Genomic DNA, 12,864 nt, shown 5'->3' with positions numbered 1-12,864 from the left:
GCCTGCACAAGGATGGCCACCAGGTTTACATTGCCGACTTTGAGCAACTCGGCATCTACGCCTGCCGCATTCTGGTGCCGGGCCTGTCCGAGATCTACCCCATTGACGACCTGGAGTTCGAGAACAACAGCATTGCCAACAATTTTCGCGAAGCCGTGTTGAATCTGCCCGACCTCGACGACGAAGAATGTGCCGATCTGCTGGAAACCCTGAACGAATCCAACCTGGCCGACCACCGCCCGGTGCCCGGCCTGATTGGCCTGGCAGCCGATGCCGGCTCTTTCTGGAGCGACCTGCGCCTGGGCGAACTCAAGACCCTGTTGGCACTGGCTGTGGGCGACGAAGCCGCCACGCTCGAAGGCTGCGAATGGATTCTGAACTTCGACCAGGTCAACCCGCAGCGCAAACGAGTTTACGCCTGCATTCAGAACCTGATCAACTTTGCCGACATTGGCGACAGCGGCCCTTACCTCGACACCCTGGCGCTGCTGTATGGCGCCGGCCCGCTGGCGCAAGCGCACGCGCTCATCATGCAGGAAGACCGCTTCATGGGCCTGGGCGCCCCCGGCCTGGCGCTGGAAGGTTGCGAGATGCACCACAAGTTGCTGGCCGCCTACGACAAGATTCATGCCGCCGTTTGAACCGGGTTTTCTCACCCCTGACTGGCCGGCACCAGCGGGTGTGCGGGCGGTGTGCACCACGCGCTTGGGCGGGGTCTCCGTTGCGCCTTATGACAGCCTGAACCTCGGTGACCATGTGGGCGATGAGCCAGCCCATGTGGCCGCCAACCGGGTGATTTTTCAGCAGACCATAAGCGCGCACCCGGTTTTCTTGAACCAGGTCCATGGCACCGGCGTGGTGCAACTCCATGCCGGCAGCCCGGATGGCACCGAGGCCGATGCTTGCCTGACCGACCAGCCGGGCGTGGCCTGCACCGTGATGGTGGCCGACTGCCTGCCGGTGCTTTTCACCACTGCCCAGGGCAATCAGGTGGCGGCTGCCCACGCCGGCTGGCGCGGCCTGGCCGGGCAGGGTGGCTACGGTATTCTTGAGGCCACGGTCAGGCGTTTACAAGCCAATGACGTCATTGCCTGGCTGGGTCCGTGCATTGGTCCGCAGGCATTTGAGGTCGGTGATGAAGTCCGCACCGCTTTCACTGCAACACACGCCCAGGCGCACGGCTGCTTCACACCCCTGTCGTTGGGCAAGTGGCTGGCTGATCTGGCCGCTTTGGCGCGGCTACGGTTGCGCGCCCTGGGTGTCCATCAAGTTCATGGCAATGACAGCAGCGCAGGCTGGTGCACGGTGGGCAACGCGTCAAGCTTCTTTTCCTTTCGGCGCGACCGGGTCACCGGCCGTTTCTGTGCCAGCGTCTGGCGCGAGAACTGAGGTCGCCTGCGCGGCACGCCACTCGGCGTCTTCACGCGCCTTGATGGCGCGCCGGCGCGCCGGTGTGCCCATCACGTACAAAACCAGCGCCAGCGGCAGCAGGCCGTAAAGTGTAAACGTGATGATTCCGCCGAACAGCGTGCCGGTGCTGTGGGTGGCTTCGGCAACGGCCATCAGGATGGCCACATACAACCAGGCTATTGCAACGATGTACATAAAGACGGGACAACTTTTGACGACAATCCTGCGATGTCAGGATATCGAAGGGCTTGACCGGCGATACTAATGGATTACATGTTTGACCAACTTAGATAGGGATACCCATGAAGGAAGAAGTGCAAGAACTTTGGCTCCAATCGGCCAAGAATTTTCAAACCAGCATGGCTGACACCATGACCAAAGCCTTTCAGTCGTTCCAGAACATGGACCTGGGCGAAGCCAGCGCCAAGCTGACGAACCCTATGGCCAAAAAACCAAAAATCAAGTTTTCTCCCGAAAAGCTGCAGGCGCTGCAGCACCAGTACATGAAGGAAGCTGCAGATTTATGGACCGACAGCGTGCAGGGCAATCTGACGGTTACTGACCGCCGCTTTTCAGACGATGCCTGGGCGACCAGTCCGGTGGCAACCTTCACCGCCGCGTCTTATCTGCTGAATGCCAAAGCGCTTGTTCAACTGGCCGACGCCGTTGAGACCGATGCCAAAACCCGCGCCCGGATCCGCTTTGCCGTTGAACAAATCAATGCCGCCACTGCCCCCAGCAACTTCATGGCACTGAACGCCGAGGCGCAGCAAAAAGCCATCGAAACCCAGGGCAAAAGTATTGCCCAGGGCATTCAAAACCTGCTCCACGACATGCAGCAGGGCCATGTGTCGATGACCGACGAGAGCCTTTTCGAAGTCGGCAAAAACGTCGCCACCACCGAGGGCGCCGTGGTGTTCGAGAATGAGCTGTTCCAACTCATCGAGTACAAGCCTCTGACCGACAAGGTTTTTGAAAAGCCTTTCCTGCTGGTGCCGCCGAGCATCAACAAGTTTTATATCCTTGACCTCCAGCCAGAAAACTCTGTGGTGCGTTACGCCGTGTCGCAGGGTCACCGCACCTTCCTGGTGAGCTGGCGCAATCCGGATGCCTCGCTGGCCAAAGCCACCTGGGACGATTACATCGAAAACGCGGTCATCAAGGCCATCACCGTCACGCAAGAAGTGACGGGCTCCAAAACCATCAACGCGCTGGGCTTCTGCGTGGGCGGCACCATGCTGGGCACCGCCTTGGCCGTGTTGGCCGCGCGCGGTGAAAAACCTGTGGCCAGCGCCACGTTTTTGACCTCCATGCTTGATTTCTCTGACACCGGCGTGCTTGACCTGTTCATTGACGAAGGTTTTGTCAAATACCGCGAGCAGGAAATGGGCAAGGGCGGCCTGATGAAGGGCAAGGACCTGGCCAGCACGTTCAGCTTCTTGCGCCCCAACGAATTGGTGTGGAATTACGTGGTCGGCAACTACCTCAAGGGCGAAACCCCACCACCCTTTGACCTGCTCTACTGGAACAGCGACAGCACCAACCTGCCGGGCCCGTTCTACGCCTGGTACCTGCGCAACACCTACCTTGAAAACAACCTCACCAAGCCCGGCAAAGCCACCGTCTGCGGCGAGCAGGTTGACCTTGGCAAGGTTGATATTCCGGTGTACATCTATGGCTCCCGTGAAGACCATATCGTGCCGATCAACGGCGCGTATGCCACCACACAATTTTTGCCTGGCAAAAAGCGTTTCGTCATGGGCGCCTCAGGTCACATTGCCGGCGTGATCAACCCACCCGCAAAGGGCAAGCGCAGCCACTGGATTCGCGAGGACGGCAAGCTGCCCAAAGCGCACGAGCAATGGCTTGAAGGCGCGGTTGAGCACAAAGGCAGCTGGTGGACAGACTGGTCCAATTGGCTGGCCTCGCAAGCTGGCAAAGAGGTTCCGGCACCCAAGGCTTACGGCAAGGGCAAGCACAAGGTCATCGAGGCCGCGCCAGGCAGTTACGTCAAGGCCAAGGCCTAATTTTTCAATTTTTTAATCTGGACTCAGGAGACATCATGGAAGATATCGTTATCGTCGCGGCAGCACGTACTGCAGTTGGTAAATTTGGTGGTTCATTGGCCAAAATCGCGGCCCCTGATTTGGGCGCCATCGTGATCAAGGCCCTGCTAGAGCAGACCGGCGTCAAGGCTGACCAGATTGGCGAAGTCATCATGGGCCAGGTGCTGGCCGCGGGTGCAGGCCAGAACCCGGCCCGCCAAACCCTGATCAAGGCCGGTATTGCCCAGGAAACCCCGGCTCTCACCATCAACGCGGTCTGTGGCTCCGGCCTGAAGGCCGTGATGCTCGCTGTTCAGTCGATCGCCTTTGGAGACAGCGAGATTGTCATCGCCGGTGGCCAGGAGAATATGAGCGCCTCTCCGCACGTGCTCATGGGCAGCCGTGACGGCCAGCGCATGGGTGACTGGAAAATGGTGGACACCATGATCAACGACGGTCTGTGGGACGTTTACAACAAATACCACATGGGCATCACCGCTGAAAACGTCGCCAAAGCGCAAGGCATTACCCGCGAAATGCAAGACGTGCTGGCACTTGCCAGCCAGCAAAAAGCGGCTGCCGCCCAGGCTGCGGGCAAATTCAAGGACGAGATCGTGCCCGTCGTCATCCCCCAGAAGAAGGGTGACCCGCTGGTGTTTGACGCCGACGAATTCATCAACAAGAAAACCAATGCCGAAAGCCTGGCCGGACTGCGTCCTGCCTTCGACAAGGCCGGCAGCGTCACCGCCGGCAACGCCTCCGGCATCAACGACGGCGCAGCTGCCGTTATGGTCATGAAAGCCAGCAAAGCTGCCGCCCTGGGCCTCAAACCCATGGCCACCATCAAGAGCTTTGGCACCACCGGCCTGGACCCCGCCGTCATGGGCATGGGCCCGGTCTCGGCCTCACGCAAGGCGCTGGCCCGTGCCGGCTGGACGGTGGCTGACGTCGACCTGTTCGAGTTGAACGAGGCTTTTGCCGCCCAGGCCTGCGCCGTCAACCAGGAACTCGCCGTGGACACCAGCAAAGTCAACGTCAACGGTGGCGCCATTGCCCTGGGCCACCCGATTGGCGCGTCTGGTTGCCGCATTCTGGTTACCCTGCTGCACGAAATGCAGCGCCGTGATGCCAAGAAAGGCCTGGCGGCACTGTGTATTGGCGGCGGTATGGGGGTTTCCCTGTGCCTGGAGCGCTAATTATTTGATCTAATTCGATCAGGCAATTACTGGGCCGAATTTTGTCGGGTCGAAGTTATGCGACCCGGTTTTTAATTTTACAAAGAGGAGTAGTTTTATGAGTCAAAAAGTAGCGTACGTCACCGGCGGTATGGGTGGCATCGGAACCGCCATCTGCCAGCGCCTGAGCAAAGAGGGTTTTACTGTGGTTGCCGGCTGCGGCCCAACCCGTGACTACGCCAAATGGTTGGCCGAGCAAGCTGCGCTGGGCTACACGTTCTACGCATCTGCCGGTAATGTGGGTGATTGGGACTCGACCGTGGAAGCCTTTACCAAAGCCAAGACCGAGCATGGCAACATTGATGTGTTGATCAACAACGCCGGCATTACCCGCGACCGCATGTTCGTCAAAATGTCGCGCGAAGACTGGGATGCCGTCATTGAGACCAATCTCAACTCCATGTTCAACGTGACCAAGCAAGTGGTTGGCGACATGGTTGAAAAGGGCTGGGGCCGCATTATCAACATCTCCAGCGTCAACGGTGTCAAGGGCCAGGCTGGTCAAACCAACTACTCGGCTGCCAAAGCCGGCATGCATGGTTTCTCCATGGCGTTGGCGCAGGAACTGGCCAACAAGGGCGTCACGGTCAACACCGTGAGCCCGGGCTACATCGGCACCGACATGGTCAAGGCGATCCGCCAGGAAGTACTCGACAAGATCATTGCCACCGTGCCGGTCAAGCGTCTTGGCGAGCCCAGTGAAATTGCCTCCATCATTGCCTGGCTGGCGTCTGATGAAGGCGGTTACGCCACCGGCGCTGAGTTCTCGGTGAATGGCGGCTTGCACATGGGCTAAGGCCGGTGTGTTGTAGCCCTGCTTTGCAGTTTTTTCAGCGCAAACGAGGTGTCGGGAAGCTTGCGGGGGCCAAATATTGTCCCGTACACTAAAGCCTATGACACGCTACAACACCCCTTTTGAAATCCACGTCCACGGACAGGTTAGCCTGCGTGCTGATGTGACTTTTGAGAACATCCAGGACGCGCTCAAGCCCCTGTGGAAATATGCCGGTTCGCGTTCACTTGCTGACGCGGCCGGCAGTTTTTATGAAGACGAACCCGGCATTCAGTTCGATGACAAAGACCATCTGCTGCAAATGTGCTGGACCGTTGAAGGCGATGACGACTTTCGTCAGGCGCTGGACGAAATGTGCATGAACCTCAATGATGTCGCCCTCACCGGTGCCGCCATTGAGGTCACTTTTTATGACACGGACTTTGAAGACGAAGACGAAGAGGGCGGCGACCCCGAGGCAGAGTCCCGCGACGACTTTGTCATGCTGTTTGTCGGCCCCGATCCAGCTGCCATCATGCAGGTGCAGCGCGACTTGCTGGTGCAAGACGTGATTAGCCTGATGGAGCGGCATTTTGACGGCGCTGAACTCAGCGGTGTGGTGGCCGCAGTTGACCAACTGTTCAGTCAGCGCTTCAACGATTTAGTGAGTTCATTGCAACTCGGCAAACCGCCACGCGGCCCAAGCGGCATGGGGCACGGCGGTGGCCGTAAACCGCGACATCTGCATTAGCCAGGACGGACTGGAAAAGTTTATTCTTGCTGACAGTCGCTTAAGTTCCAAACTGACTGCAGCACTGCATTAGCGCCGCACCTGCAAGGCGCCAGGGTTGACGATGTTGGTGGGCCGGCCCTTGATGAAGTTAATGACATTGTCAAAAGCCGCACTGAAATACATCTCGTAACTGTCCAGCTCCACATAGCCAATGTGCGGCGTGCAGATGCAGTTTTCCAGGCGCAACAGCGCGTGACCTTGCAAAATGGGCTCGCTCTCGTATACATCCACAGCACCCAGTCCGGGCCGCCCCCGGTTGAGGGCGCTGATCAGGGCATCGTGCTCAATCAGTTCAGCCCGGGACGTGTTGACCAGCAGCGCGGTTGGCTTCATGCGCGACAGGTCCTCGTGCCGGACAATGCCTTGGGTTTGGTCGTTCAAGCGCAGGTGCAGCGACAGCACGTCAGACTGCTCAAAAAAGTCTTCGCGTCGCATCGCGGCCTCAAAACCGTTTTGCAAGGCCAGTTCACGACTGGGGGCACGGCCCCAGACCAGCACCCGCATGCCAAAAGCCTTGCCGTAGCCGGCTACCAATTGGCCAATACGGCCGTAACCCCAAATGCCCAGCGTGTGACCCTTCAAAACAGTGCCCAAACCAAAGTTGGCTGGCATGGCGCTGGACTTCAGGCCGGACTGTTGCCAGGCCCCGTGCTTGAGGTTGCCGATGTATTGGGGCAAGCGTCGTGTTGCGGCCATGATCAGTGCCCAAGTGAGCTCTGCCGGTGCCACCGGAGAGCCCGTGCCCTCAGCCACTGCGATGCCGCGCTCGGTGCAGGCCTCCACGTCAAGATGGGGGCCAACGCGACCGGTCTGTGCTATCAGCTTGAGCTTGGGCAGTTTTTCGATCAAAGCGCGCGGCAGCTGGGTGCGTTCACGGTTGAGCACAATCACGTCAGCGTCTTTGAGTCGCACCGAGAGTTGCCCCAAACCCTTGACGGTGTTGGTGTAGACCTTGGCTTGGTAAGACTCCAGCTTGGCCGAGCAGGCCAGCTTGCGCACCGCGTCCTGGTAATCATCCAATATCACAATATTCATGACACGGATTGTGCCTTGACGGGCGACTATGTCGACAAAACTCCTCCAAAAATCAGGACGCGACCGACAATTTAGTGGTTGTGTTCGAACGCCGCCAGACGATCAAGTTCGGCGCAGACATCGGCCATGCGTCCGGATATTACGAGCCGCCCTATGTGTGGGGAGGTTTGGCCCGGCTCCACCACGTGCAACACGCGCAATGGGCGGTGCATACCCGCGCCTCCCCGGATGCGGGCTCTGGAGCCGGGTGCCTTGAATGGAAGCACACCAGGAAAGTGGAGCGGGGCGGAATGGAGAGACGAGGCGAGGGCAATGGTCATTGTGCGGGACTCCGGTTGAGTGTCAGGGTTGGCAAAATCAAGGTCTGCAGGGTCTACATGAGCATGGTGTTGCGGATCAGGCCGACCGCCAGGCCCTCAATTTCAAAGGCTTCACCGGGCTCCACCACGATGGTCTGGTAGTCCGGGTTTTCCGGGTGAAGCTCGATCAGGTTGTTGTGGCGCATGAATCGCTTGACCGTGACCTCGTCGCCAAGCCGGGCCACCACGATCTGGCCGTTCTTGGCTTCCTTGGTGCTTTGCACTGCCAGCAGGTCTCCGTCCATGATGCCGGCATCGCGCATGGACATGCCGCGCACCTTGAGCAGATAGTCTGGCTTGCGCTGGAACAGGCTGTCTTCGACGTAATAGGTTTTGTCGATGTGTTCTTGCGCCAAAATGGGTGAGCCTGCAGCAACGCGCCCGATCAGGGGCAATGCCAGTTGCGCAAACTCGGCCACAGATTGCGCCAGTGATTTGCCGCGCGACTCATTGATGGCGCGCAAGGTGTCGCTTTTCAGGCGAATGCCGCGCGAGGTGCCACTGACCAGCTCAATCGCGCCCTTGCGGGCCAGTGCCTGCAAATGCTCCTCGGCAGCATTGGCCGATTTGAAGCCGAGTTCGGTGGCAATTTCAGCGCGGGTGGGAGGCGCTCCGGTGCGGGCAATGGCGCGCTGGATAAGATCGAGGATCTGTTGCTGGCGATCAGTGAGTTTCGGTCTGATTAGCATGGCGGCTCCTGAAGTGACGGGATATCAAAGTACTGGTTTCTTATCCAGTAACTGTATTTTTAACCAGTTTATGAAAGACTGCAAGTGGAAACTCTTCAAGACCTGAAAAAAATTGTTGTGTTGGGTACCGGGGGCACCATTGCCGGCACTGCCGCCGACGCGTCCGACAACATTGGCTACCGCGCGGCCCAGGTCGGTGTGGCCGAGTTGCTGGCGGGCGTGCCCGGCATGACGCACGCGCTCAAGGGCCACACCCTGGTGTCAGAGCAGGTGGCTCAAGTCGACAGCAAAGACATGACGTTTGCCATTTGGACGGCCCTGGCGCTGCGCGTGCAGCAGCACCTGGCGCAAGATGAGGTGTGTGGCGTGGTGATCACGCACGGCACCGACACGCTCGAGGAAAGCGCCTTTTTTCTGCATGCCGTGCTGCCCGCTGCGCTGCAGTTGCGCAAGCCGGTGGTGCTGACCTGCGCCATGCGGCCAGCCTCAGCGCTTGCCCCGGATGGCCCGCAGAATTTGCTGGATGCCGTGGCTGTGGCGCTCACGCCCGGCGCGTGCAGTGTGATGGTCGTGTGTGCGGGGGTGGTCCATGCCGCATTGGCCGTGCAAAAGGTGCACGTTTATCGCCCTGACGCCTTCAGTTCAGGTGATGCCGGACCACTGGGACACGTCGAAGAAGGGCACTTGCGCCTGGCAAAAAACTGGCCACTGGCGCTGACACACCAGGCACCGCTCGGGCCTGAAAAAATTGCTGCCGCCAGGGCCTGGCCCAGGGTGGAAATTGTCATGAACTACGCCGGTGGCAGCGCAGCCGTGGTGGACGCCTTGTTGCAGCCAATGCCGTCCGCGCCAGCGCTGTCGGGTCTGGTCGTGGCCGGTACCGGCAATGGCTCCCTGCATGTCGAACTGTCGGCGGCACTGCAGCGCGCCGTTCAGGCGGGCGTGAAGGTGGTTCGCGCCAGCCGTTGCGGCGAAGGCCGTGTCTTGCCGGTCAAGGGCAGCGTTTTTGCCGATAGCAACGGGCTGAGCCCTGTCAAGGCCAGGGTGGCCTTGATGCTGGACCTGATGCAGACTTGAGCGCTTAGCTCGCCAGCGCGGCAAAAGCGCGTGCCGTGATGTCTTCCACGCCGCCGCTACCGCTGATGGCGCGGTACTTGGGTGCTGCTGCGGGGTCCGCCTTGGCCCAGGCCGAGTAGTAGTCCACCAGCGGGCGGGTTTGCGCGCTGTACACCTCCAGCCGTTTCTTGACGGTTTCTTCCTGGTCGTCTGCGCGTTGCACCAGCGGCTCGCCCGTCACGTCATCCACACCAGCCACTTTGGGCGGATTGAAGGTGACGTGGTAGGTGCGCCCCGACGCCGGATGCGAACGTCGTCCGCTCATGCGATCAATGATGGCCTCGAACGGCACATCAATCTCCAGCACGTAGTCCAGTTTGACACCGGCCGCCTTCATGGCGTCGGCCTGCGGAATGGTGCGCGGAAAACCGTCAAACAAGAAACCATTGGCACAGTCAGGCTGCGCAATGCGCTCCTTCACCAGGTTGATGATCAGGTCGTCACTCACCAGGCCGCCGGCGTCCATCACTTGTTTGGCCTGCACGCCCAGAGGTGTGCCCGCCTTGACGGCAGCACGCAGCATGTCACCGGTGGAAATTTGGGGAATGCCATACTTTTCGCAAATGAAGGTGGCTTGCGTGCCCTTGCCAGCGCCGGGTGCGCCCAACAAAATGAGTTTCATACTTGTCCTCGGGTTCTTATTGAAAATTGACGCAACACGTCAAGCTTGAGAATAGCACGCAAGAGCTTTTGCAAGGCTTACACGCGCTGCCGCAAAACGCCTCATGCGCCCAGCAGGCGGCGCACCCGCTCCAGATCTTCGGGTGTGTCCACGCCAGGCCCGGGCGCATGCTGTGTGATGTGCACCGCAATGCGATGGCCATGCCATAAAGCGCGCAATTGCTCAAGCGATTCGGTGCGCTCCAGCGGCGCTTGCGCCAGCTTGGGGAACAGGCGCAAAAAACTGACACGGTAAGCGTAAATACCGATGTGACGCAGCGGCGCTGGGCTGGGCAACTGGCCGGGCGCATCACGCGGCCAGGCAATCGGCGCGCGGCTGAAATACAGTGCCATGTGCTTGGCATCCAGCACCACTTTGACCACATTGGGGTTGTGAAAGTCGGCCACTGAATCGAGCGCGTGGGCCGCTGTGCTCATGGCCGCCTGCGGGCGTCTGGCCAGCAAATGGGCAACATCGGTCACCAGTTGCGGGTCCATCAGCGGCTCGTCGCCCTGCACATTCACCACAATCGCGTCATCGGGCAGGCCCAGCAGTTCACAGGCCTGCGCCAGCCGGTCGCTGCCGGACGGGTGGTCGGTGCCGGTCAGCACTGCCTGGATGCCATAGGCCTGGCAGACCGTCACGATCTCGGGGCTGTCGCCGGCCACGATCACATTTTGCGCGCCGGAGCGCAAGGCCTGCTGTGCCACACGCACCACCATGGGGACGCCGGCAATGTCGGCCAGCGGCTTGTTGGGCAGGCGGGTGGAGGCCAGTCTGGCCGGAATCAGGACGGTAAAGGTCAAGTTCTTGGCCTTTCTTCAAGCTCCGCGTCGCTCAGGGTCCGCGCCTCGTTTTCCAACAACACCGGAATACCGTCGTGCACCGGGTACGCCAGGCGGGCGCTGCGCGACACCAGCTCTTGCGCTTCGTGGTTGTAGGTGAGTGGCCCCTTGGTGACCGGGCAAACCAATAATTCAAGTAGTCGTGTGTCCATGTGTCAATGATAGCTTGCCGGCAGCAGCGGTTTGACCCGCTGGTCGAAGGCGGTCCAAAACGCAGGCTCAGGCTCAAAATCCAGCGGCACGGCCAGTGCCCCGGGCTCCTTTTGCCATAACTTGACCGCGTCTTTTTCTGTGCACAGCACGGTGCAGGCGCCGTCAGCGTGGCTTGACCAGCCACTGAAATCGTCATGGTCCGGTAGCGCCACCGTCTTTGCCAGCACCAGGCCCTGGGCGCGCAGCATGGCAAAGAAGGCATCTGGCCGGGCAATGGCGGCCACGGCCAGCAGTGGCTTTTCGGCGCCCAGATCGGCCAGCGCAACCGGGTTGCCATCGACGCGCACCGCTTGCCGGGCCAGGCTGCGCCGCGCCCTGAATCCGGCAAAAGCGGGTTGCTGGCCGGTGTGCAGCATCAGGTCGAGCGGGCGCGGCCAGGGTTCGCGCAACGGCCCGGCGGGCAGCAAAAAGCCATTGCCCACGCCCCGGTCGTCAAACACGCCAATCTCCAGATCCCGCTGCAAGCGCAGGTGTTGCAGGCCATCGTCAGACACAATAATCTGGGTTTTCGGGTGTCGGGCCAGCAGCGCTCTGGCGGCCTGCACGCGCCGGGCTGCCACAAACACCGGGGTCTGGGTGCGGCGCTGGATCAGGGCCGGCTCGTCACCCACGTCGTCAACAGCACTGCCAGGCAAAACTTCCAGGCAGGCCTGACTGCGCCGACCATAACCCCTGGATATGACCCCCACGTGAATGCCGCGTTGTTGCAGGTGTTGCACGATGGCCATCACCACCGGCGTTTTGCCGGCGCCCCCCGCCACCACGTTGCCCACCACCAGCACAGGCACCGGCAGCCGCTCGGAGCGCAGCCAGCCCAAGCCAAACAGCGCCTTGCGCAGCCGCACCAGCGCGCCATACAGCAAGGAGAGCGGCCACAAAAACCATGCCTGCCAGCCACGCGTTTGCCAGATATCGGTGAACTGGCCGCCGGGCGCTTGCGCTGTCTCAGCCATGCTTCAAGGGGCACCACCCTGAGGCGAAGACACCGTGGCAAAGGTGATTTGTGTCAGACCGGCGCGGCGCGCAGCCTCCATCACGCTGATCACCGCCTGGTGTCTGGCATTGGCATCGGCGTGGATGATGACCACCGACTGCGGACCTGCCTTGGCACCAGCCTGCAGCGCTTCGGTGAGGTCGGTCACACTGCTGCTGCTGACCACCTGCTTGTTGACGCTGTACCGGCCTTCACTGCTGACCGACACCAGCACTTCGCTGGCGACCTCGCGCAGTGCCTCAACGTTGGCCACCGGCAATTTAAGCTGCAATTCGGTGAACTTGCTGTAGGTGGTGGAAAGCATCAAGAAGATCAGTATGACCAGCAGCACATCAATGAACGGGATCAGGTTGATTTCCGGCTCTTCCTTGGGGCGCACCCTGAAATTCATCATGCAATTGCCTACTTGCGCAAGGTGTAGAGATGGCGCGCCAGCCGCTCGGCAGCCAGTTCCAGCGTCAGCAGGTATTCATCCACGCGGGCTCGGAAGTAGCGCCAGAAAATCAGCGCTGGAATGGCCACAATCAGCCCGAATGCGGTGTTGTACAGTGCCACCGAAATGCCATGCGCCAGTTGCGCCGGATTTCCGCCCATGTTGGTGCTGGTTGGTTGCGAGCCAAAGATCTCAATCATGCCGACCACCGTGCCAAAGAGTCCCATCAGCGGCGCCACCGAAGCGATGGTTGCCAGCGCGCTC

15 protein-coding genes and 1 pseudogene are annotated in these 12,864 nt (G+C 60.3%); 7 read left to right on the top strand and 9 right to left on the bottom strand.

From position 1 onward, the window contains the following. Both GPS82_RS10675 and pgeF read left to right on the top strand, forming a co-directional pair. A pseudogene (locus GPS82_RS10675) lies at window positions 1-641 on the top strand (30s ribosomal protein S12 methylthiotransferase accessory protein YcaO); the annotation flags it as partial. Continuing rightward, window positions 628-1,389 (top strand): peptidoglycan editing factor PgeF, encoded by a 762-nt coding sequence (gene pgeF, locus GPS82_RS10670; protein ID WP_296494395.1) that lies wholly within the window; start codon window positions 628-630, stop codon window positions 1,387-1,389. The pseudogene GPS82_RS10675 and the gene pgeF, both read left to right, overlap by 14 nt. Here pgeF and GPS82_RS10665 read toward each other — a convergent pair. Then, window positions 1,318-1,605 (bottom strand): hypothetical protein, encoded by a 288-nt coding sequence (locus GPS82_RS10665; protein WP_296494393.1) that lies wholly within the window; start codon window positions 1,603-1,605, stop codon window positions 1,318-1,320. The two genes, pgeF and GPS82_RS10665, sit on opposite strands and share 72 nt — an antisense overlap. A gap of 107 nt (window positions 1,606-1,712) precedes the next feature. Between GPS82_RS10665 and phaC the strand changes: the two genes are divergently transcribed. From phaC to GPS82_RS10645, 4 genes are all read left to right on the top strand, one after another. After that, window positions 1,713-3,437: a class I poly(R)-hydroxyalkanoic acid synthase gene (gene phaC / locus GPS82_RS10660; protein ID WP_296494391.1), complete on the top strand. Its 1,725-nt coding sequence runs from the start codon at window positions 1,713-1,715 to the stop codon at window positions 3,435-3,437. A 35-nt stretch (window positions 3,438-3,472) separates the two neighbouring features. After that, on the top strand, window positions 3,473-4,651 hold the full coding sequence (locus GPS82_RS10655; protein WP_296494388.1) for an acetyl-CoA C-acetyltransferase: 1,179 nt from the start codon (window positions 3,473-3,475) through the stop codon (window positions 4,649-4,651). 97 nt (window positions 4,652-4,748) lie between these two features. Next, window positions 4,749-5,486, top strand: a complete 738-nt coding sequence (phbB, locus tag GPS82_RS10650) for an acetoacetyl-CoA reductase (RefSeq protein WP_296494385.1) — start codon at window positions 4,749-4,751, stop codon at window positions 5,484-5,486. Between the two features lie 97 nt (window positions 5,487-5,583). Beyond that, window positions 5,584-6,213, top strand: a complete 630-nt coding sequence (locus tag GPS82_RS10645; protein ID WP_296494383.1) for a DUF6806 family protein — start codon at window positions 5,584-5,586, stop codon at window positions 6,211-6,213. A gap of 69 nt (window positions 6,214-6,282) precedes the next feature. On the opposite strand, the gene GPS82_RS10640 is transcribed toward GPS82_RS10645, so the two are convergent. Next, window positions 6,283-7,290, bottom strand: a complete 1,008-nt coding sequence (locus GPS82_RS10640; protein ID WP_296494381.1) for a D-2-hydroxyacid dehydrogenase family protein — start codon at window positions 7,288-7,290, stop codon at window positions 6,283-6,285. 373 nt (window positions 7,291-7,663) lie between these two features. Continuing rightward, complete coding sequence (gene lexA, locus GPS82_RS10635) at window positions 7,664-8,338, bottom strand: transcriptional repressor LexA (RefSeq protein ID WP_296494379.1); 675 nt, start codon at window positions 8,336-8,338, stop codon at window positions 7,664-7,666. A gap of 84 nt (window positions 8,339-8,422) precedes the next feature. On the opposite strand from lexA, the gene GPS82_RS10630 reads away from it, so the two are divergent. Further along, complete coding sequence (locus tag GPS82_RS10630; RefSeq protein ID WP_296494377.1) at window positions 8,423-9,415, top strand: asparaginase; 993 nt, start codon at window positions 8,423-8,425, stop codon at window positions 9,413-9,415. 4 nt (window positions 9,416-9,419) lie between these two features. Here the strand turns inward: GPS82_RS10630 and adk are convergent, their stop codons facing one another. The 6 genes from adk to GPS82_RS10600 all read right to left on the bottom strand — a co-directional run. Beyond that, complete coding sequence (gene adk, locus GPS82_RS10625) at window positions 9,420-10,076, bottom strand: adenylate kinase (protein WP_296494375.1); 657 nt, start codon at window positions 10,074-10,076, stop codon at window positions 9,420-9,422. Between the two features lie 101 nt (window positions 10,077-10,177). Next, complete coding sequence (kdsB, locus tag GPS82_RS10620; protein ID WP_296494369.1) at window positions 10,178-10,921, bottom strand: 3-deoxy-manno-octulosonate cytidylyltransferase; 744 nt, start codon at window positions 10,919-10,921, stop codon at window positions 10,178-10,180. Then, window positions 10,918-11,112, bottom strand: coding sequence for a Trm112 family protein (locus GPS82_RS10615; RefSeq protein ID WP_296494367.1), 195 nt, complete (start codon window positions 11,110-11,112; stop codon window positions 10,918-10,920). Before GPS82_RS10615 ends, kdsB begins: the two co-directional genes overlap by 4 nt. A gap of 3 nt (window positions 11,113-11,115) precedes the next feature. After that, the gene (lpxK, locus tag GPS82_RS10610; RefSeq protein WP_296494364.1) at window positions 11,116-12,126 is read right to left on the bottom strand and encodes a tetraacyldisaccharide 4'-kinase; all 1,011 of its coding nucleotides are present in this window, start codon (window positions 12,124-12,126) and stop codon (window positions 11,116-11,118) included. Between the two features lie 3 nt (window positions 12,127-12,129). After that, entirely contained in the window at window positions 12,130-12,558 is a 429-nt protein-coding gene (locus tag GPS82_RS10605; protein ID WP_296494397.1) for a biopolymer transporter ExbD, read from the bottom strand. An 11-nt stretch (window positions 12,559-12,569) separates the two neighbouring features. Next, window positions 12,570-12,864: MotA/TolQ/ExbB proton channel family protein (locus tag GPS82_RS10600; protein WP_296494361.1), on the bottom strand; the 295-nt coding region annotated here is incomplete at its 5' end.

Origin of the sequence: Rhodoferax sp., from assembly GCF_011391645.1 — a bacterium.
Classification (GTDB): Bacteria; Pseudomonadota; Gammaproteobacteria; order Burkholderiales; family Burkholderiaceae_C; genus Rhodoferax.
This window is presented reverse-complemented; position numbering and strand designations above follow the sequence as displayed.

Coding starts and splice junctions, on each gene's coding strand:
- pgeF (WP_296494395.1), top strand. CDS start 628: ATGCCGCCGTTTGAACCGGGTTTTCTCACCCCTGACTGGCCGGCACCA.
- GPS82_RS10665 (WP_296494393.1), bottom strand. CDS start 1,605: ATGTACATCGTTGCAATAGCCTGGTTGTATGTGGCCATCCTGATGGCC.
- phaC (WP_296494391.1), top strand. CDS start 1,713: ATGAAGGAAGAAGTGCAAGAACTTTGGCTCCAATCGGCCAAGAATTTT.
- GPS82_RS10655 (WP_296494388.1), top strand. CDS start 3,473: ATGGAAGATATCGTTATCGTCGCGGCAGCACGTACTGCAGTTGGTAAA.
- phbB (WP_296494385.1), top strand. CDS start 4,749: ATGAGTCAAAAAGTAGCGTACGTCACCGGCGGTATGGGTGGCATCGGA.
- GPS82_RS10645 (WP_296494383.1), top strand. CDS start 5,584: ATGACACGCTACAACACCCCTTTTGAAATCCACGTCCACGGACAGGTT.
- GPS82_RS10640 (WP_296494381.1), bottom strand. CDS start 7,290: ATGAATATTGTGATATTGGATGATTACCAGGACGCGGTGCGCAAGCTG.
- lexA (WP_296494379.1), bottom strand. CDS start 8,338: ATGCTAATCAGACCGAAACTCACTGATCGCCAGCAACAGATCCTCGAT.
- adk (WP_296494375.1), bottom strand. CDS start 10,076: ATGAAACTCATTTTGTTGGGCGCACCCGGCGCTGGCAAGGGCACGCAA.
- GPS82_RS10615 (WP_296494367.1), bottom strand. CDS start 11,112: ATGGACACACGACTACTTGAATTATTGGTTTGCCCGGTCACCAAGGGG.
- lpxK (WP_296494364.1), bottom strand. CDS start 12,126: ATGGCTGAGACAGCGCAAGCGCCCGGCGGCCAGTTCACCGATATCTGG.
- GPS82_RS10605 (WP_296494397.1), bottom strand. CDS start 12,558: ATGAATTTCAGGGTGCGCCCCAAGGAAGAGCCGGAAATCAACCTGATC.